The organism is Dactylosporangium sp. NPDC006015 (assembly GCF_040614215.1).
GTDB lineage: Bacteria > Actinomycetota > Actinomycetes > Mycobacteriales > Micromonosporaceae > Dactylosporangium > Dactylosporangium maewongense.
Window position 1 is genome coordinate 40,336 of sequence record NZ_JBEXUD010000006.1, and the last position, 17,966, is coordinate 58,301.

General features: G+C 70.8%; 19 protein-coding genes. 4 read left to right on the forward strand and 15 right to left on the reverse strand.

What is annotated here, in order from left to right; translation table 11 throughout:
- Nucleotides 1–56 precede the first annotated feature (56 nt).
- A complete protein-coding gene (locus tag ABZ321_RS12555; protein ID WP_344504671.1) occupies nucleotides 57–638 on the forward strand; it encodes a dihydrofolate reductase family protein in 582 nt (193 codons plus the stop codon).
- A complete protein-coding gene (locus ABZ321_RS12560; RefSeq protein WP_354890966.1) occupies nucleotides 635–1,609 on the forward strand; it encodes a GNAT family protein in 975 nt (324 codons plus the stop codon). The genes ABZ321_RS12555 and ABZ321_RS12560 overlap by 4 nt, the downstream gene beginning before the upstream one ends.
- Before the next feature lie 348 nt (nucleotides 1,610–1,957).
- On the opposite strand, the gene ABZ321_RS12565 is transcribed toward ABZ321_RS12560, so the two are convergent.
- From ABZ321_RS12565 to ABZ321_RS12625, 13 genes are all read right to left on the reverse strand, one after another.
- Nucleotides 1,958–2,431, reverse strand: a complete 474-nt coding sequence (locus tag ABZ321_RS12565) for a hypothetical protein (RefSeq protein ID WP_354890967.1) — start codon at nucleotides 2,429–2,431, stop codon at nucleotides 1,958–1,960.
- Nucleotides 2,432–2,442: 11 nt separating this feature from the next.
- Entirely contained in the window at nucleotides 2,443–2,781 is a 339-nt protein-coding gene (locus tag ABZ321_RS12570) for a hypothetical protein (RefSeq protein WP_354890968.1), read from the reverse strand.
- Nucleotides 2,778–3,461 (reverse strand): hypothetical protein, encoded by a 684-nt coding sequence (locus tag ABZ321_RS12575; protein WP_344504675.1) that lies wholly within the window; start codon nucleotides 3,459–3,461, stop codon nucleotides 2,778–2,780. Before ABZ321_RS12575 ends, ABZ321_RS12570 begins: the two co-directional genes overlap by 4 nt.
- Nucleotides 3,462–4,189: 728 nt before the next feature.
- Nucleotides 4,190–5,161, reverse strand: a complete 972-nt coding sequence (gene egtD / locus ABZ321_RS12580; RefSeq protein ID WP_354891157.1) for an L-histidine N(alpha)-methyltransferase — start codon at nucleotides 5,159–5,161, stop codon at nucleotides 4,190–4,192.
- A gap of 2 nt (nucleotides 5,162–5,163) precedes the next feature.
- The gene (gene egtC, locus ABZ321_RS12585) at nucleotides 5,164–5,904 is read right to left on the reverse strand and encodes an ergothioneine biosynthesis protein EgtC (protein ID WP_354890969.1); all 741 of its coding nucleotides are present in this window, start codon (nucleotides 5,902–5,904) and stop codon (nucleotides 5,164–5,166) included.
- A complete protein-coding gene (egtB, locus tag ABZ321_RS12590; RefSeq protein ID WP_354890970.1) occupies nucleotides 5,904–7,199 on the reverse strand; it encodes an ergothioneine biosynthesis protein EgtB in 1,296 nt (431 codons plus the stop codon). The genes egtC and egtB overlap by 1 nt, the downstream gene beginning before the upstream one ends.
- A gap of 72 nt (nucleotides 7,200–7,271) precedes the next feature.
- Entirely contained in the window at nucleotides 7,272–8,474 is a 1,203-nt protein-coding gene (gene egtA, locus ABZ321_RS12595; protein WP_354890971.1) for an ergothioneine biosynthesis glutamate--cysteine ligase EgtA, read from the reverse strand.
- 149 nt (nucleotides 8,475–8,623) lie between these two features.
- On the reverse strand, nucleotides 8,624–9,307 hold the full coding sequence (locus ABZ321_RS12600) for a TetR family transcriptional regulator (protein WP_354890972.1): 684 nt from the start codon (nucleotides 9,305–9,307) through the stop codon (nucleotides 8,624–8,626).
- Complete coding sequence (locus tag ABZ321_RS12605; RefSeq protein WP_344504682.1) at nucleotides 9,285–9,674, reverse strand: DUF393 domain-containing protein; 390 nt, start codon at nucleotides 9,672–9,674, stop codon at nucleotides 9,285–9,287. The genes ABZ321_RS12600 and ABZ321_RS12605 overlap by 23 nt, the downstream gene beginning before the upstream one ends.
- A complete protein-coding gene (locus tag ABZ321_RS12610) occupies nucleotides 9,671–10,198 on the reverse strand; it encodes a hypothetical protein (RefSeq protein WP_354890973.1) in 528 nt (175 codons plus the stop codon). The genes ABZ321_RS12605 and ABZ321_RS12610 overlap by 4 nt, the downstream gene beginning before the upstream one ends.
- 81 nt (nucleotides 10,199–10,279) lie before the next feature.
- A complete protein-coding gene (locus tag ABZ321_RS12615) occupies nucleotides 10,280–11,437 on the reverse strand; it encodes a hypothetical protein (protein ID WP_354890974.1) in 1,158 nt (385 codons plus the stop codon).
- Nucleotides 11,430–11,924 carry a sigma-70 family RNA polymerase sigma factor gene (locus tag ABZ321_RS12620; RefSeq protein WP_354890975.1) on the reverse strand — a complete coding sequence of 165 codons (495 nt, stop codon included), beginning with the start codon at nucleotides 11,922–11,924 and terminating at the stop codon, nucleotides 11,430–11,432. Before ABZ321_RS12620 ends, ABZ321_RS12615 begins: the two co-directional genes overlap by 8 nt.
- Before the next feature lie 42 nt (nucleotides 11,925–11,966).
- A complete protein-coding gene (locus ABZ321_RS12625; protein WP_344504686.1) occupies nucleotides 11,967–12,404 on the reverse strand; it encodes a DUF3307 domain-containing protein in 438 nt (145 codons plus the stop codon).
- Between the two features lie 559 nt (nucleotides 12,405–12,963).
- Here ABZ321_RS12625 and ABZ321_RS12630 point away from each other — a divergent pair.
- Together ABZ321_RS12630 and ABZ321_RS12635 are read left to right on the forward strand one after the other, a co-directional pair.
- Nucleotides 12,964–13,623 carry a hypothetical protein gene (locus tag ABZ321_RS12630; protein WP_354890976.1) on the forward strand — a complete coding sequence of 220 codons (660 nt, stop codon included), beginning with the start codon at nucleotides 12,964–12,966 and terminating at the stop codon, nucleotides 13,621–13,623.
- Nucleotides 13,624–13,634: 11 nt separating this feature from the next.
- Complete coding sequence (locus tag ABZ321_RS12635) at nucleotides 13,635–15,806, forward strand: DUF262 domain-containing protein (RefSeq protein WP_344504689.1); 2,172 nt, start codon at nucleotides 13,635–13,637, stop codon at nucleotides 15,804–15,806.
- A gap of 67 nt (nucleotides 15,807–15,873) precedes the next feature.
- Here ABZ321_RS12635 and gndA read toward each other — a convergent pair whose 3' ends face one another.
- Both gndA and ABZ321_RS12645 read right to left on the reverse strand, forming a co-directional pair.
- Entirely contained in the window at nucleotides 15,874–17,310 is a 1,437-nt protein-coding gene (gndA, locus tag ABZ321_RS12640; protein WP_344504690.1) for an NADP-dependent phosphogluconate dehydrogenase, read from the reverse strand.
- A gap of 177 nt (nucleotides 17,311–17,487) precedes the next feature.
- Nucleotides 17,488–17,913 (reverse strand): hypothetical protein, encoded by a 426-nt coding sequence (locus ABZ321_RS12645; protein WP_344504691.1) that lies wholly within the window; start codon nucleotides 17,911–17,913, stop codon nucleotides 17,488–17,490.
- Between the last annotated feature and the right edge of the window lie 53 nt (nucleotides 17,914–17,966).

Below are 17,966 nucleotides of genomic sequence, written 5' to 3' on the forward strand. Positions count from 1 at the left end.
AGTACTACATTCAAACCACTTCATCCACAGTGATTCAAACGAAGTGAGTGAGTGACATGCGAAAGCTGACCTACCTGGTCGCCGCCACGCTCGACGGCTTCATCGCCGGCCCCGACGGACAGTTCGACTTCCTCGGGTTCGAGGACGACTCGGCGGCGGCGATCATCGCCTCCTGGCCCGAGACCCTGCCCACGCACGCCCGGGTGCCGCTCGGCTTGGAAGGCGTGCCCAACAAGCGATTCGACACGGTCGTGATGGGCCGCGGCACCTATGAGCCCGGCCTCGCGATCGGCATCACCAGCCCCTATCGACATCTGGAGCAGTTCGTCTTCTCCAGGACGCTCACCGACGTCGACCCGACGGTCACGTTCCTGGGCGCAGACACCGATCCCGCCGAGCTCGTCCGGGACCTGAAGCGGCGCGAGGGGCTCGACATCTGGCTGTGCGGCGGCGGCGCGCTGGCATCGCAGCTGGTCGGCGAGATCGACGAGCTGATCCTCAAGGTCAATCCGGTCGCGATCGGTTCCGGTGTACCGCTGTTCGCCGCGCCGTTCAAGCCCATGCCGTTCCGGCTGGCGGGCACGCGCACGTTCGACACGGGTGTCGCGTTCATGACCTATGAGAGGGTGACGCCATGATCCGAGCCGCCACGCCCGACGACATCGACCGGGTCGCCGCAGTCGTCGTCGACGAGCCGGTCGGCTGGATCAGCGCCGAGCGTTTCCGGTCCGACCTTGCCGCTCGGATGTACCGGCCGGAGTGGACCTGGATCGCCGAGCGCGACGGCCAGATCATCGCCAGGGCACTGTGGTGGGGACGGGCCGGGGACACCCATCCGGTCGCGCTCGACTGTCTCAGCGTCGACCCGTCGGTGCCAGACCGTGCGGCGCTTGCGGCGGCGCTGCTCCGCGCGGGGATGTCGGCACTGGGCGCGCCGGTGGCGCCGCAGTTCACCGTGTCGGTCGCAGCGGGCTGGCGGGACGACCCCGCGACGGCGGCGGCCGTCGGCTGGCGGCGGGACGCGGCGATTGCCGCCGGACTGACCGACGAGGTGGAGCGGCTGCGTTTCGAGTGGACGCCCGGGCCGGTCGCCTCGGGAGTGGCCGGCCGGGAGCGTGACCGTCTGGTGTTCCAGGAGGCGAGCGACGAGGAGTTCCTGCACGCGTTCCGCCTGGTCGCGTCGGGCAGCCTCGACGTGCAGACGCGACGCAGCGTCGCCGCGGACGGCATCGACGCCGCCGCACGCGCCGAGATGGACTTCTATCTCGGGTGCCCGGGGGACCGTTCGTGGTGGCGGATCGTCACGACGGGGGACGGGGCGCTGGTGGGGCTGGCGGTGCCGTCGGCGACGCCGTACCACCGCAATGTCGGGTATCTCGGCGTCGTGCCCGAGATGCGAGGCCACGGGTATGTCGACGACATCCTCGGCGAGATCACGCGCATCCATGCCGCCGACGGCGCCCAGGTCATCACCGCGACGACCGACGCGACCAACGCACCGATGGCAGCCGCCTTCGTCCGCGCCGGGTATCGCACCACCGAGATCAGGATCGTGTATTCCGCGCCGGTGGCGGGCGAGGCGCTCGGCTTACAGCCCTCGACCCCGTGAGGCCGTGACCTGCTGACGCGGTGATGCTGCTTGATCGCAGGCCGCCCGCGGACTGAAGTCGCATCGACCGCGGTCCGCGGACCGGTGCCGGCAGACACCCGTCCGGTGGTGCCTGCCGACCGTCTGTGGGCGGTGCGCCGGTGGTGTCTGCTGGGTCACTGTGTTCGGCGTTTGCGGGCGGCGGCTGCTGGGTCACTGCCTGCGGTGCCAGGTTCGTGGGTGCCAGGTGCGGCGGAGGCGCTCGCGGCGGCACCAGGTCCTGCGGTGTGGGCCGGGCCGTCGTGGGTGGCATGGCGGCGGAACAGTCGGAAGCCGGTGCATGTGGTGGTCCTTTCGGTGGGTGGAGGGTCAGCCGGAGGCGAGCACGTGCGCGAACCGGGGCGACAGCCCTGACGCGTCGGAGTGGCTCTTGAGGAGGGGGACGAGCGTGCCGTACGTGGGAAGGCCCAGCACCCGTGACAGCATCCGCAGCGTGCGGCGGCCCGGGTCGGTCACCGCGGTCTGGCAGCCGAGGAGCCGGACCGCCACCACGTCGTGGCGGTCCAGGATCCGGTCGGCGGCCAAGTGGGTGAAGAACCGGGCCACGTCGCGTTCGAGCATGTCGATCGGGGTGCGACCGAGCCGCAGCAGGTGCTGCCCACGGGTCGAGTGGCCGATCAGGTCCAGGTGCACCGGTCCTGCCGGCCACGCCGCCGTCGTCAGCACGTCACGCAGCTCGGTGAGGGAGGCGGCGTGATGCAGCTGCACGCACCTGGCGACGCGGCCGGCGAAGAACGACTCGGAGCAGTCCGGCGAGGCGACGTTCAGCGAAGGGAGGGACACCGGTCAGCCGGTCAATCGCCGAGCGCATCCGGCCACTTGATGGACTGCAGCGATCCGGCCCGCGCCGAGATCGCCACCGACGTGCGCCGGAGTGTTGCCGCCGCCGTGCCGCCGGAGGGTGAGGCCGTGCGCGCGGCGCCGGAAGGTGAGGCCGTGCGCACGGCGCCGGAAGGTGAGGCCGTGCGCGCGGCGCCGGAGGTCAGGGCCGGCGAGTGGCTGGCGGTCGCGGTCAGACGCGGGCCGGCGGACAAGGCCGACGGTGCGAGGCGGCTGGGGCCCGCCCACGGTGGGAGCTTCGGGGCGATCGCGCTCGTGGGGACGGTGGTGCGCAGCAGGTGATGGTTCGTCATTCGGTGCTCCCGTTGGTAGTCGAAGGGGAAGGGACACGGCCGGCGATCAGGAACAAGGGGCCTCGGGTCACCGGGCCGCCGATGGTGGTGAGGCTGGCTGGGCCGGCGTCGCAGTGTTCCGGGGAAGCGAGGTCGAGCCACATCGTGACCGGGGACGTGGCCGGGTCGGTGGAGCGGCCCGGCGGGAAGACGGCGACGCGGGCGAGGGTGCCTCGCTGCTCGAGGATCTCGGCGCAGTGGCCGGCGTAGCGGTTTCCGGCCCGCGGGTCGGGGGTGCCGGGCCAGTACACGACGGATTGGCACTCGTATTCGGCGCCCGTGAAGCCGGTGGAGGCCGGGGTGGGGCGCAGTGAAGGAGGGAGGCGGTCGATGAAGGCGGTGGCCAGGTAGACGGCGCCGGTGAGGCGGAGCTCGGGCCACGCGGGGCCGAGGGTGGACCCGCCGGTGTCGCCGTCCGGGGCGCTGAAACAGTCGTCGACGTCGACGTCCGCCCAGGAGATCTCCTCGGCGACGGCGGCGGATGGAGCACGGGCCAGGTCCACGCTGATCAGACGGGCGGGGTCGAAGTCGTGCTCGACGGGTTCGGTGGTCCAGAAGGCGCAGCGGGTCACGCCGTCGATCCGGCCGAGAAACGCCGGCGTGCCGACGAAGACGGTCCGTGCCGGGGGCGATGCGGTCATGCCAGCAGCATGCGGCGGTCCGCTGAAACGGCGCTGAAGCGGCGCTGAGCAGCCGGACCTGAGCAGCCGGACCTGAGCAGCCGGACCTGAGCAGCCGGACCTGAGCAGCGGCGCCCGAGGACGGGCAGGCGCCGCAGGCGGGATGACCGATGGAGTTGGGATCGCAGGGTGATGGCCTCGGGCGGACCTCAGCTGATCGGCGAGCCAGCGGGCCGCGGAGAGCGGAATCCACCGAGAAGACCGGAGCGGGTAGGAGGGTGGATCGAGCGGGGCCGTGGCTGCGGTGCGGGATGCCCGCAGGGACACGGGGGAGACACGGCGGCCACCGCGGGACAGGAGTGCAGCGCCGCGGCGACTGCGGGATGGGGTGAGCATCCGAGGTGCGGCCGTGGAGAAGAGCGTCCTAGCGGTGGCCGGTGGCGAGGAGCGTCCCGGCGGCGGCCAGAGAACAGGACTTGCTGCGCTGCGGGGCCGGAGAGCATCCCAGGGACAGGAGCGTCCCGGCGGCGGCCAGAGAACAGGACTTGCTGCGCTGCGGGGCCGGAGAGCATCCCAGGGACAGGAGCGTTCCGGCGGTGGCCGCAGAACAGGACCTGCGGCGGGTCGGGTCGGGGTGGGAGAGCATTCCAGGGACAGGGGCGTCCCGGCGGCGGCCGCGGAACGGGAGCGCTACCCCCGCGGCCGCGGGACAGGAGTGTGTCTCCGCGGCCGCCGAGGGGTGGGAGTGGTTACGCCGCAGTGGCCAGGGTCAGGGCGAACCGTTGCGCGGGGTCGGTCCACCAGTGGCGGGCGGAGAAGCCGGCCGCGGTGAGTTCGGCGGTCAGGCCGGACTGGTGGAACTTGGCGGAGACCTCGGTGCGGAGCTCCTCGCCGGCGGTGAAGGTGACCGTCAGGTCCAGGGCGGCGACGTGCACCTGCTGCGCGGTGGTGGAGCGCAGGCGCATCTCGATCCATTCGTTGGTGGGGTCCCAGAGGGCCACGTGCTCGAAGGCGGCGACATCGAAGTCGGCGTCGAGGGTGCGGTTGAGGACGTGCAGGACGTTGCGGTTGAACTCGGCGGTGACGCCGGCCGCGTCGTCGTAGGCGGGGACGAGGACCGACGGGGACTTGACGAGGTCGGCGCCGAGGAGGAACCACTCGCCGGGGTTGAGGCGGGCGCGGAGCGCGGCGAGGAAGGGGGCGCGTTCGGCGGGGGTGAAGTTGCCGATCGTGCCGCCCAGGAAGGCGACCAGACGGTCGCCGGTGTCGGGCAGGGTTTCCAGGTGGTTGACGAAGTCGGCGACGATGCCGTGGATGTGCAGGTCAGGGTACGCGGTCCGGAGGGTCCTGACGGCGTCGCGGAGGGCGGAGGCCGACACGTCCAGTGGGGCGAAGGAGCCCAGCGTCCCGGCGTCGCGCAGCGCGTCGAGCAGCAGACGGGTCTTCTCCGAGGAGCCGGAGCCCAGCTCGACGAGGGTCTTCGCGCCGGTGATGCGGGCGATCGACGAGGCCCGGTCGGCGAGGATCGAGCGTTCGGCGCGGGTCGGGTAGTACTCGGGCAGGCGGGTGATCTCCTCGAACAGTTCGCTGCCGCGGGCGTCGTAGAAGTACTTCGGCGGGAGGGTCTTCGGGGTGGCGGTGAGGCCCGCCCGGGCGTCGGCGCGCAGGGCGGCGGTGAGGTCGGCGTCGAGCAGGTACACGTCGAGGTCGGGATCGTGCAGTGTCACGAGAAGGCACCTTCCGTTATGTGTACCGCGGACAGGTCCGCGACGAGCAGGGAGAAGTCGGGGACGGCGCGCCAGCCGGGGTCGTCGTCCAGCGGTTCGGACGCGACGAGCACCCCGCCGTCGGGGGCAGCGCGGACGGACAGCGCGTGGCCGTACACGGAAGCGGCGATGGACCGGCCGTCGGTGAGCAGCAGGTTGAGCCGCGAACCGGGCGCCGCGGCCGCCACCGAGGTGACGACCGAGGACACCGCGTCGCCGGGGGACGAGCCGGCCCGCAGGCGCGCCCGGACGAGGGCCCACAGCAGCGCGCTGTCGGTGGGGGCGTCCAGGGTGATCAGGTCGCGCACCGGCAGCTCGGACGCGAGCGCGGCGACGCTGTCGGGCCACCCGGTGACGCGCCCGTTGTGGCTGAACAGCCAGGACCCGGAGGTGAACGGCGCGGCCGCGGACTCGGTGACGGGCATGCCGACCGTGGCGGAGCGCACCGCGGCCAGCACCGCGCCCGACGAGGTCGCCGAGGCCAGCGCGGGCAGTGACGGGTCGGTCCACAGTGGACGGGCCGACCGGTACACCACGGGGCCGGGGAACCAGCCCAGCCCGAAGCCGTCGGCGTTGATGGTGCCGCCGCCCCGCATGTCGCGCGGCGCCCACGACTGGTGTGACAGGCCGTGCGGCGCGTCGAAGAGCAGTCGCGACAGCGGGATCGGCGGACCGAGGTACGCCAGGTGACGGCACACTAGGCGGGCCCCGAGGAGGAGGCCGTGCGGAAGCCGCTGAAGATCTGGCGGCGGATCGGGTGGTCCCAGTTGCGGAACGTGCCCCGGCACGCCGCCCGGTCGGTGCCGAACGACCCGCCGCGCAGCATCTTGTAGTCGCCGCCGAAGAACACCTCGGAGTACTCGCGGTACGGGAAGGCGCTGAACCCCGGATAGGGCAGGAAGCCGCTGTCGACCCACTCCCACACGTCGCCGATGAGCTGGTGGACGCCGAGCGGCGACGCACCGTCCGGGTAGGCGCCGACGGATGCCGGCCGCAGGTGCCGCTGGCCCAGGTTGGCGTGGCGCGGCGTCGGGTCGTCGTCGCCCCAGGGGTACCGCCGGGATCGGCCCGTCGCGGGGTCGAACCTGGCCGCCTTCTCCCACTCGGCCTCGGTCGGCAGCCGCCGGCCGGCCCAGGCGGCGTACGCCGCGGCCTCGTGGAAGCAGACGTGCACCACCGGCGCGTCCGGCACGATCGGCGCCGTGCGGCCGAAGGTGGTGGCGTGCCAGTCGCCGCCGTCCCGCGTCCAGTGCAGCGGCGCTTCCAGCCCGGCCGCAACACGGTGTTCCCAGCCGGCGGCGGACCAGAAGCGCGGCTGGTCGTAGCCGCCGGCGTCGATGAACGCCGCGTACTGCGCGTTCGTGACGGGGGCGGCGTCGATCCAGAAGGCGGGCACGTCGACGCGGTGCGCGGGGCGTTCGTTGTCCAGGGCCCACGGCTCGGTCGACGTGCCCATGTCGAACGGTCCGGCCGGCACGTGCACCTCCCCGCCCACGGCGACGACCGCGGACGGTGGCGGGTCTGCCGCCAGTACCGGCGAACCCGCCCGCAACTGGTGGGTGGCGAGCATCGTCTCGTCGTGCTGCTGCTCGTGCTGCACGATCATCCCGAACGCGAACCCGTCCCGCAGCAGCTGCCGCGCCGGGTCTGAGGGCAGGCGGTCGACGACGTCGAGCACCTTGTCGCGGACGGTCGAGACGTACGCGCGGGCCTCCGCCGGGCCGAGCAGCGGCAGCTGCGGCCGGTCCCGCCGGGCGTGCTTGAACGCGTCGTAGAGGTGGTCGATGTCCTGCCGGACGGGTTCGCGGCCGCCGACGTCACGGACGAGCCACAGCTCCTCCTGGTTGCCGATGTGCGCCAGGTCCCACACCAACGGAGACATCAGCGGCGAGTGCTGCCGGACGAGGTCGGCGTCGTCGACGGCGTCGGTGAGGATCTCGGACCGCCGGCGGGTGCGTTCCAGCTCGGCGGCCACGCGCTCTCTCAGACTCATGCCGTCACCTCCGCGGCGCTCCGGCGAGCCGCGCTGCAGCGAGCCGCGCTCCGGCGACGGCCGGACCAGACGCTACGCTTCGAACCGTTCATGGCGGGTGCTCCCTTCGATGACGTCCAGCAGCAGGTCGTCGGGCAGGTCGAGCCGTGACAGGGCCAGGTCGCGGACCGCGGTCGCGGCCCGGGCCAGGGCCGGGTCGGCCATGCCGAGGCGGGCGGCCAGGGCCCACTCGCCGGCGACGGGCGCGCACAGCTCACGCACCCGGTCGACGGTCGGCTCGTCGGCGAGCAGCGCGGTGAGGATCGCGGCCGGCGCGAACCAGTCGGGGCCCCGCAGCGTGTCGAGGTAGCGCACCTCGAGGTAGCCGCGCGGGCGTACCGGCGGGAACAGCGTGCTCAGGTGGTAGTCGAGGTCCGCCCAGGTCGGCGGCTCGCCCAGCGCGCCGCGGATCCAGTCGGCGAACGTGACCCCCGCCGGCGCGGTCCACGGCCCGTCGGCGCGCCGGACGCAGAGCAGTTGCGCGTCCAAGGCGTAGCGGGCCCACTCGCCGGCGGGATCCTCAAGAAAGGGGACCGGACGGGTCCTGGACGGGTCGATCGCCAGCCACGTGCGCATCCGCGCCGACGCCCAGCCGGTGTCGTGCCCGGCGTGGCGCCGCGAGTTGGCGAACAGGGCGATGAGCGGCGGCCCGAGGTCGTGCACCGCGGCCCAGCGTGACGGCGGGCCCGCGTCGAGGCAGACCTGCAGGCCGGCAGTGCTGCACATCATGGTGCGCCCGGCGTCGTTGCGGCGCGCGAACGCCGACGCCATCGCGTCGTACCGGGGAGTGGAGAGCATCCGCCGCGGCCGGCGGTGCGGGTCGATGCCGGTGCCGCCGAGCTCCAGCCCGGCGCGGGCGAGTCGCCCGGTGAGCTCCGCGAGATCGGCGCTGACGGCCTCGTGGAGGTCCGTCAGGGAGCGTTGCGGGACGGTGGAGAGCTCCACCTGGCCACCCGGTTCGAGGGTGACGGCCGACCCGTGCCGCAACGGCAGGTGTGCCGTGCCGGCGTGCAGGGCGGGTGGTGCGTGGTCGCCGAGCGCCTGACACATCCGATCGGGATCGACATATGTCGTCGGGTCAGCGCTGGCATGGACGGTGTACTCGAGCTCGACGCCGACCGTCTCCGGTGGTCCCGTCTTGAAGCAGATCGATGCAATGTAGCCCTCGGCCTGCTCAATGGCGCAGATCACCGCATCGGAGTCGGCGGCCGTGCGGTCGATACGCAAGGTCGCCATGCGAGCCGACGCTACCCGAGGATCCGGCCGTCGGCGAACGTTCACGTTGAACAAGTGGTTACCGATCCGTTACGTACACGCGTTCGAACTGGGCGAACACCTGCTGGTCGTGAACCGTAGATGTACCCGCCCGAGTGAACGCCGACACCTCAGCGCAGCAACCGGTACAGGCCGAGGATCTCCCGCGTGACGGGCTTGAACATCCGGAAGCGGGACATCGCGACCAGCCGGTCGATCAGCGGCGCGGACCGCTCGACCAGCAGCCGGGTCTTCTCCTGCCCGGGGGAGGTGTCGTGCACCCAGTACAGCGTGACACCCATCTGCGCGAGCCACAGCAGCTCCGGCAGCTCGGCCCGCAGCTCGGGGTCGATCTTCGTGGTGGCGCCGTCCACGACGGACCGGAACATCCGCACCGACCGCTCCCGCGCCGGCGCGGATTCGGCGCTGAACGGGCTCAGCGGCGAGCCGGGCTCGGCGGCCGTCTTGAAGAACGTGCCGGCGAAGCCGTGATAGGGCGCCATCGTCTCCACGCCGGCGAGCATCGCGGCGCGCAGCCGGTCGACGAACGTCCCCGGCGCGGCCAGGAGCTGCTCGCACGCCTCGGCGTGGGCGTCCTGGACCGTGGTGTAGAACGCCTGGACCAGGTGATCCTTGGACGGGAAGTAGTAGTACGCGTTGCCGACCGAGACGCCGGCGGCCGTTGCGATCGCGCGCATCGTGGTCTTGTCGTAGCCCTGCTCGCCGAAGAGCCGGACGGCGGTGTCCACGATCAGCCGCCGGGTCTGTTCGCCTTTCGCGGTCGGCTCGGTGTCAGACGTCGCAGGTTCCACCACAGTCCGCACCATATCCTTGTGGCGTCGTCCCCCGGCGTACGGCGGCCGCCGCGGCCACCATCCGCCGCGCCGTCGGGCGCAGGTCTGGCCGGGCAAGGCGCGCCGCCAGCCCCCGGTAACCTTCCAGCGCCCACAGGCAGATGATCCATGCCGCGTCGCCGGTGTAGATGCCGCCGTCGTCGGCGACCACCGTGATGTCGGCCAGGGTCTCTGCCGGATCGAGCGCCGGATACCGGCGGCGCGCCTCATCCGAACCCGCCGGAACGAACTCCAGCGGCACCAGTTGCGCCCGCGACGCGAGCCACGCCCGTGCCGTCCGGCACAGTCCGCAACCCGCGTCGTAGAGCACGGTGAGCTTCGTGATCATTGCGGTGGCAGCGGCTCGTCGGGCTGGGTCTCCGGCCGCGGCATCTGCTGCGGTACCGGTTGCGAGATGGGCTTCGGGTAGCCGTGCGGGGCGGCCGGGCGCGGCGACATCCCGTACGGCGGCAGCGGCGGATACGGAGCCGGCATCATCCTGGTCGGCGGGACGGGCGGCGGCAGCTGGTCCAGCATCCGCCGCCGGCGGAACCGGCTCAGCACGAACAGGTTGAAGAAGTGCAGCCCGCCGAGCACGAGCAGCACCAGGCCCAGCTTCCACGCCAGGGCCTCCATCGCCGAGCTGCCGTCCGGCAGCCGCTGCCCGATCTTCAGCGCCACCGCCACGTAGCCGAGGTTGAGCAGGTAGAAGCCGACCACCAGCAGGTGGTTGACCGACTTGGCGAGCCGCTCGTCCGTGAGCGCGTCGTCGAGGAACACCTGGCCGTTCTTGAGCAGCGTCCGCGCCACCCAGACGGTGAGGACGATGCTCACCGCCAGATAGATGAGGTACGTGCCGAGCTTGAGATCCATGACCGGCCCCTTCTTGAACGTGTTCAACTCACGGTAGACCCGTTCTTGAACGCGTTCAATTGTGCGCCCGGTCTCAGCCAGTCACGGGTAGCGGATCCAGGTGCCGTCGATCGTGCCCACCGTCGTCCGGCCGTCGCCATCCACGACGGCCACCGCGCCGTCGTCGAGCACCTGCAGCGGCGGGTCGCCCACCGACCTCACCGGCACGGGGATCACCTCGGGGGCGTTCGCGGCGGTCCAGAGCCGCAGACCGTCCCGGCCGGACAGCAGCAGCAGACGACCCCCGCCGATCGCGACCACGCTGGTGTCGTCCAGCGGCGGCACGGACGGCTGCTCGACCGCCACGCCGTTCCCCAGCAGTGCCAGGGCGCCGGTCCGGATGACCGCGAACCAGACCTCGGTGCGGTCCGGCGAGGACAGCAGCCGCGCCTCCGCCGACTCCCGCACGTCCTTCCACGTCGTGCCGTCGGCCGAGTGGAGCAGCAGCGTCGGGCTCGGGAACTGCACATTGTGTCTCAGCGTGGCCCAGAGGGCGCCGCTGGCGGTGCGCACAACCGTGTCCAGCGACCAGCCGGTTCGGACGGGGGCGACGCCGATGTCCCCGACACCTTCCATCTGCAACCGGCCGGGGACACAGGTGGCGTCGGCGCCCCTCGGGTCGTCGCAGACCCTGATCGGGTCCGGCGAATTCACCCATCCCGGCCGCCCGAACCGGTGCTCCATGGCCCAGGTGTCGCCGCCGTCGGTGGACACCCAGGAGAGCTTGTAGGCGTCGAGCTGGAGGGTCCGCTTGCCGGGCCAGGCCAGGCGCGCCAACGGCCATTGGCTGCTTCCGTTGCCGAGGTCCGGCAGCGTCCGGGGGCGCCAGGTGAGGCCGCCGTCGTCGGTGCTGCCCAGCCTCGGGGCACACTTCCCGGCACTGTCGCAGTTGCGGAAGAGCACCCAGCCGTGCCGCCGGTCCCGGAAGACGACCTGGTGCGGGCCGGTACCGCCGGCCAGCACCACCGGCCGCTCGACCAGGCGGAACCCGGTCGGCGGCGGCGGGGGCCGGTCGCTCCAGGCGGTGCGCAGCGCTACCCCGCCGCCGGTCGTGAGCGCTCCCACGACGATCGCGGCCAGCCACACCCGCAGCCGGCGGTGCCGGTGCCGCCGCGGCAGGGCGTCGAGCGGCAGCGGCCGGAAGGTCCCGGCGGCCTCCTCCGCGAACCGGGCGAACTCGTCCTGCACCGTGTCACGCATGCCACGCCTCCCGGTCGTCCAGTCGTGCTGCGAGGACCGCGTGGCCGCGGCTCAGCCAGGACCGCACCGTGCCTTCGGCGACGCCCTCCTGCTCGGCGATCTCCGCCGTGGTCAGCTGGCCCAGATGCCGCAGGACCAGGGCGCGCCGCTGTACCGGCGGCAACGTCGCCAACGCCTCCAGCAGGACGATCCGGTCCGGCGACGGGCCCGGCACCGGGTCGGGGACGCGCTGGCGTTGCAGGAAGCGCACCGCGTGCTGCAACCTCCGGAGCCGGCTCGTCGCCAGGTTCCACGCGACGTGCCGCACCCACGCGGCCGGGTCGGTGTAACCGGACACCGCCGGCCAGCGCTCCAGGGCACGGCAGAACGCCTCCTGGGTCAGGTCCTGCGCCTCGGCATGGTCGCCCAGGTACGCGTAGAGCTGCACAGCGATCCCGGCGAACCGGGTCCCGTACAGCTCCGCGAAGTCCTCCGGAGGGCGTGGCATGCCGGTATCACGCCTGGACCCGCCGAAGTGTTGCACCCCGATTTACAAGCCGGCCACGAGCAGCGCCGAGATCAGCAGCGAGACCTGGTGCAGGGCCTGGTCGGCGACGTACATGCCGCAGACCGGGCTGGTCGTGTCGGCGAACCGCGGCGAGCCTGTCGCCCGCAGCACCGCCCGCACCGGCCAGCGCCGGTCGAGCAGGCCGTGGGTCAGGGCGGAGAACGCCACCCCGGCGCCGACCCCGGCCGGCGACAGCGGCAGGCGCAGCGCCGCACAGGTCAGCAGCAGCGCCGCGGTGATCGTCACGTGGTACGTCAGCAGATGCCCAGCGAGGGCCCGCCAGCCGGCGGCGCCGCGGGTCGCCTTGTGCGCCGCCTGCCGGTCGGTCTGCGCCACGTGATCACCGAGCGAGTGCCCGACGAGCAGGACCACGAGCGTCACCACGAAAACGACGGACCGGCTCAGCGTCTCATAGGACATGATGGAGGGGCTCCTCACGGGGAGCAGCGGGACGGTTCGGTCTTGGAGGATGGGGCCGTCCCGCCGCATCGACATTGATGGAGCCGCCATCATCCGCCCGCTCCGCACCCGACTTCTACGTCGAACGTGGCAGAACACATGTGTCGTGAGTCGCGTGATCCACTCCCACGCAGAGGTTCCCCGGCGGGCATGAGCGGTGGCATGGTGGACCCGTCGGACCACCCGCCCGGACTTTCTCCCCGTTGCACGCCGGGCCGGTCGGGGAGAACGCCGACTGGGTTCGCCTCTACATCCGGCCACCACCGGCACCCCGACGCTGCGGGGGATCCTGTTGCCGGCGTCGGCGCCTGCCGCGATCGCTTCCCTGGCCATGGCTCTGGCCGGATCGGTCAACATCCGCCCTGTCAAACCCGGCATCGAATTGTCCAACCTCTATACGCTAAGCATGAAAATGATCGGAATAGAAATACCTTGTCGCATAGCGGACAGTGTTGTCGCCATCTTGCGTGATTAGCATCTGGGAATACGTGAATCGAGCCGCGGGCGGTGGGTTGTGGAGATGAATTCCCTGGTCAAGCAGTTCGGAAAAGATCAAGGATTGGTCTTTGTTGAGATCATCCGTGCTTCACCGAAACCGATCCGTGCGCAGGAAATCAAGCAACAGTTGATCGACGCCGGTGTGAAGAAGGCCGATGTCGACCGCCACTGGACGCGAGTTCAGCGTGTGATCAAGCTCCACCCGCAGATCACCATGGTGAGCACCCGGTACGAGTGGTCGGCCGAACGGCAGCCCGCCCGGAATTCACTGGACGTGCTGGCCGGCAACCTCCTTGCAAAGCTGCCGGCATGGCTGGCGCGGGCGTTGGTGCAGAACGTGACCGACGCGCTCGCCAGCGCCGGGACCGCTGACGCCGGGTGGGTCGACCAGGAGTTTGAGAAGGCCAGGCTGGTCGCTGATCTCGCCGTGGCCGTCGAGGTTCTCCAGGCTCGCGGTGACACGATCACCGGGGTCGTCAAGCTCTTCACGGAGGAGGCGAGGCGCAAGCGACTGTGGCCGCTGGGCCAGCCGGGCGAGACCGTGCCCTTCGATCCGGGATCGCACGATGCTGAGGCGCAGGCTCCCGAACCCGGGACTGCCGTTCGGATCGCTCGCTCCGGCTACGTCTGGCGCGGTGGCGGTGAGCCGATCGTGGCGGCCAAAGCGATCGTGGCCGTCTAGCGAGGGCTGTCGTGGCAAGGGGTCGCAACAACACCAAGAAGCTGGTCACCGCCCGCGAGCAGTCCGTCGACGCGCTGTTCAGCACGGGGCCTTTCGCCCTCGACTACTACCAGCGTGCATATGTCTGGGAGGAGCCCCAAGTCGCGCGACTGATGGCTGACCTTTCCAGGAAGTTCTTGGATCAGTACAAAGAACACCACTCGCTGCAGGACGTGAGTTCGTACGACCCGTACTTCCTCGGACCGTACATCATCTGCACCGCGGAAGAACAAACCTCCCTGGTTGATGGTCAGCAGCGCATTATCACGCTCCTGCTCCTGCTGATCTACCTACAGCGGCAAGCGGCGGCGATCCCAAAGGCGGGCACCAGGGCCGGCAGGCTTTCCACGTTGATCATGTCCGAACGGTTTGTCCGGCGGACGTTTCGGGTGGACGTCGAGGAGTACGGCAGCTGCTTCGACGCTCTCCTGAACGGGCGCGGCTTCAACGTGGCCGACGCTCCGCTCAACGTCCGGCGCATCTGGCAGGCGTACCAGTACATCGACATCCACTACCCGGCAGAACTCCACGGCGACGTCCTGGTCATGTTCATTGACTGGTTGCTCTTCCGGGTGTCCCTGGTCGTGATGGACGCCGGGGACCGCGATCGCGCCGAGGAGATGTTCCAGTCGATCAATGACTGTGGTGTGCGCCTCTCGCCTATGGACCACCTCAAGCGATTCCTGCTCAGTGACGCCGGATCCGATCCGCGTGAGCTGGAAGGCAAGTGGACCACGATGGTGTCGGCTCTGGAGAGTACGGAGCAGGGCGCCGCATTCGCCTACCTGAGGACGGTCTTCCGGGCCAAGTTTCCTGACGTGGCGCAAAAGCCCGGGCCGAGTCTGGCCGATGCGACCCACGAGTGGGTGCGTTCGCACGAGGAGGAGATCTGGCCCAACCAGAAGAACGGCGACCGGGCTCGCCTGCTCACCGAGGTGCTGTATCCGCTTCATAGCAGCTACGTCGCGCTGCTGTGTGCGCGTTCCGAGCTGAAACCGGGTCTCAAAGCTGTGCGGTACAACGCTTTCAACGGCATGGCCGAGCAGTTCGATCTGACCATCGCGGCCCTGCGACCAGGTGACTCGGAGGCGGTCCGGGAGCAGAAGGCGCGGATGGTGGCCAACTTTCTCGACCTCTTCTACGTGACGCAGACGCTGGACGACGAACCAGTGGAGCAGAAGCACATCGATGGGCTGGTCTCGACGGTCTTGCCGGCAGTACGGCTGACCGAGTCAGCCGAGGAACTGAGCCGCGCGCTCGGGGAACACGCCGCCGACTGGACGACCCGGTTGGAGCGCATCCCGGATCTGACCTATGACGCCAAGCGAAGGTTCGTGCACTATGTGCTGACAAGGCTCACCGCGTGGGTGGAGATGGGCGCTACCAACGGCGAGGAAGACCCCACGGATCGGCTCCTCAAGCGTCGATCCAATGACCGCGACTTCGAGATCGAACATCTCTTCACCAGCACGGCGTCGAGGTACGCGCACAAGGTGCCGGATGAGCGCTACTACGGCTACCTGCGCAACCGGATCGGGGCCCTGCTGCTCCTGGACGGACGGGACAACGGAACCTACGGGGGGATGCTCCTCGAAGACAAGCTGGTGCGCTATCGGAAAGACACCCTGCTGGCTGGGATGCTCAATCCGGACTTCTTCGAGCGGAGCAACGTCCGGCTTCGGGAGTTCCTACGTGGTCACGGTCTGCTTCAGATGGTCGCCACCTACGACGCGAGTACCAAACTGGAACCGTTCATCGACGCGCGCGGCCGCTTCTACCTCGAGATCGCAAAACGGATCTGGAGCCTGGACGCAGTCGGACTGGCGTCGCCGGTGACGCCAGGACCGGGGGTAGCCGGGACGCGCACCCGCTACGGGGTCCGGTTCAAGGATCTGGTGCAGGCGGGCTTCATCGTCACCGACGATCGGCTCATCGGGCGCCGGCGTGACCGGCTGCACTATGCGCGCGTCCACCCGGACGGCACCATCGAGACCGCCTCCGAGGCCAGGGCTACCTCACCCACCAAGGCCATGGAGCACGCGGTCGGCGTGGCCAGCAATGGCTGGGCCTTCTGGCAGGTCGAGCGGACCCGCGAGCGGCTCGACACCGTGCGGCAGCGCTACCTCGATCATTTCGAGCGGTAGGGCTGCCGCCGAGGGCCGCCACGCCGAGCCGGAGGCGCAGCGTGGCGGCCGCCAGGTCGAGGGTGGGTCAGGCGGTGTGTTCCTTCTTGTCGCCGGCCCACTGGGTGTGGAAGGAGCCGTCGCGGTCGGTGCGGCGGTAGGTGTGGGCGCCGAAGTTGTCGCGGAGGCCCTGGATCAGGGCGGCGGGCAGGCGCTCGGCGCGCAGGCCGTCGAAGTAGGCCAGCGAGGATGAGAACGCGGGGGTGGGGATGCCGGCCTGGGCGGCGGCGACCACGACGCGGCGCCAGGAGGGGACGCCGGAGTTCACGGCGTCGGCGAAGTACGGGGCGACCATGAGGCTCTTCAGCGACGGGTTCTCGTCGTAGGCCTCGCGGATGCGGTTGAGGAAGCGGGCGCGGATGATGCAGCCGCCGCGCCAGATGGTGGAGACGGCGCCGCGGTCGATGTCCCAGCCGAACTCGGCGGAGCCGGCCTCGATGTGGTCGAAGCCCTGCGCGTACGCGACGATCTTCGAGGCGTAGAGGGCCAGGCGCACGTCCTCGATGAACTGGTCCCGGTCCTCGACCTGGAGCCCGCCCGAGGTCGAGGGGAAGGCCGCACGGGCCGCGGCGCGCTGGTCGGCGTGGCCGGACAGGGAGCGGGCGAAGGTGGCCTCGGCGATGCCGGTGATCGGCACGCCCAGGTCGAGGGCGCTCTGCACGGTCCAGCGGCCGGTGCCCTTCTGCTCGGCCTGGTCCAGGACGATGTCCACGAAGGCCTGGCCGGTCTCGGCGTCGACGTGGCCGAGGACGTCCGCGGTGATCTCGATGAGGAAGGACTCGAGGTCGCCGGTGTTCCAGGTGCGGAAGATGTCGGCGATCTCGGCCGGGGTGGCGCCGATGCCGGCGCGGAGCAGGTCGTAGGCCTCCGCGATGAGCTGCATGTCGGCGTACTCGATGCCGTTGTGGACCATCTTCACGAAGTGGCCGGCGCCGTCGGGGCCGACGTGCACGCAGCACGGGGTGCCGTCGACGACCGCGGCGATCTTCTCGAACATGGGGCCGAGGGTCTGGTACGACTCGGGTGAGCCGCCGGGCATGATCGAGGGGCCGAGCAGCGCGCCCTCCTCGCCGCCGGAGACGCCGGTACCGACGAAATGCAGACCGGCGGAGCGCAGCGCCTGCTCGCGGCGGCGGGTGTCGGCGAAGTGGGCGTTGCCCGCGTCGACGATCATGTCGCCGGGCTCCAGGAGCGGGATCAGCTCGTCGATGACGGCGTCGGTGGGGCCGCCGGCCTTCACCATGATGATGACGGCCCGCGGGCGCGCGAGGGACGCGACGAAGTCGGCCATCGACTCGCTCGGCACGAACGTGCCTTCGTGCCCGAACTCGTCCACGAGGCGGCGGGTCCGCTCGTAGGAGCGGTTGTGCACGGCGACGGTGTAACCGTTGCGGGCCAGGTTGCGGGCCAGGTTACGTCCCATCACCGCGAGACCGGTCACGCCGATTTGAGCAAGGTCGGACATCGGAACCTCTCCAGTCAAAGACGATCTCGCCCCGACCGGCGATCACTACCCCGGGATCTCGGTTCGAAGCGCGCGTCGGACCAGGCTACCCGCCTGCTGTTGCGCCCCGGCACGGCACGGGCGGCGGGTTCCAGGATCCAGGAGAGCCGCTGCCGGGGTGATGAGGGAAGGACCGCCTCACCCGTACTGCTCCAGGAACACCGACAGGCGTTCGGTGAGCGCCGGCAGCGCCCCGACCTCGGTGGGTTCGGCGGCGGTGTCGCCGAGGCGCCGCATGCTCTCGGTGAGCATCGGGGCGAGCTCGTCGCGCAGCGCGCGCATGTCGTCGTCCGGCGGCGGCAGGTGGGCGAGCTTGTCGATCCGGGTGGCGGTGCGCCTGGTGCCGCCGTCGAGCAGGACGGTCACGTAGAGCGTCGTCACCCGGCCTTGCCGCAGCTCGGTGCCGGCGGCATACGCGGACTCGAGGGCGTCGTGCGCCGACTGGGCGGCCTCGACCGCCGTCGCGCGGAACTCGTGCCGGCCCGGCGGCTGGGTCGAGGCGAACGCACCCCAGCCGAGGACCACGGTGAGGACCACGGCGGCGATGACCAACCCGCGTCGCATCACGCCGTGGTACCCACGATCCATGGCGGGTCAAACGCCCCGGCAAAACGGTC

Bases quoted from the DNA above. Each gene is read 5' to 3' on its own strand.
- ABZ321_RS12555 (WP_344504671.1), top strand. From the start codon at position 57: ATGCGAAAGCTGACCTACCTGGTCGCCGCCACGCTCGACGGCTTCATC.
- ABZ321_RS12560 (WP_354890966.1), top strand. From the start codon at position 635: ATGATCCGAGCCGCCACGCCCGACGACATCGACCGGGTCGCCGCAGTC.
- ABZ321_RS12570 (WP_354890968.1), bottom strand. From the start codon at position 2,781: ATGACGAACCATCACCTGCTGCGCACCACCGTCCCCACGAGCGCGATC.
- ABZ321_RS12575 (WP_344504675.1), bottom strand. From the start codon at position 3,461: ATGACCGCATCGCCCCCGGCACGGACCGTCTTCGTCGGCACGCCGGCG.
- egtB (WP_354890970.1), bottom strand. From the start codon at position 7,199: ATGAGTCTGAGAGAGCGCGTGGCCGCCGAGCTGGAACGCACCCGCCGG.
- egtA (WP_354890971.1), bottom strand. From the start codon at position 8,474: ATGGCGACCTTGCGTATCGACCGCACGGCCGCCGACTCCGATGCGGTG.
- ABZ321_RS12605 (WP_344504682.1), bottom strand. From the start codon at position 9,674: ATGATCACGAAGCTCACCGTGCTCTACGACGCGGGTTGCGGACTGTGC.
- ABZ321_RS12610 (WP_354890973.1), bottom strand. From the start codon at position 10,198: ATGGATCTCAAGCTCGGCACGTACCTCATCTATCTGGCGGTGAGCATC.
- ABZ321_RS12615 (WP_354890974.1), bottom strand. From the start codon at position 11,437: ATGCGTGACACGGTGCAGGACGAGTTCGCCCGGTTCGCGGAGGAGGCC.
- ABZ321_RS12620 (WP_354890975.1), bottom strand. From the start codon at position 11,924: ATGCCACGCCCTCCGGAGGACTTCGCGGAGCTGTACGGGACCCGGTTC.
- ABZ321_RS12625 (WP_344504686.1), bottom strand. From the start codon at position 12,404: ATGTCCTATGAGACGCTGAGCCGGTCCGTCGTTTTCGTGGTGACGCTC.
- ABZ321_RS12630 (WP_354890976.1), top strand. From the start codon at position 12,964: ATGAATTCCCTGGTCAAGCAGTTCGGAAAAGATCAAGGATTGGTCTTT.
- gndA (WP_344504690.1), bottom strand. From the start codon at position 17,310: ATGTCCGACCTTGCTCAAATCGGCGTGACCGGTCTCGCGGTGATGGGA.
- ABZ321_RS12645 (WP_344504691.1), bottom strand. From the start codon at position 17,913: ATGCGACGCGGGTTGGTCATCGCCGCCGTGGTCCTCACCGTGGTCCTC.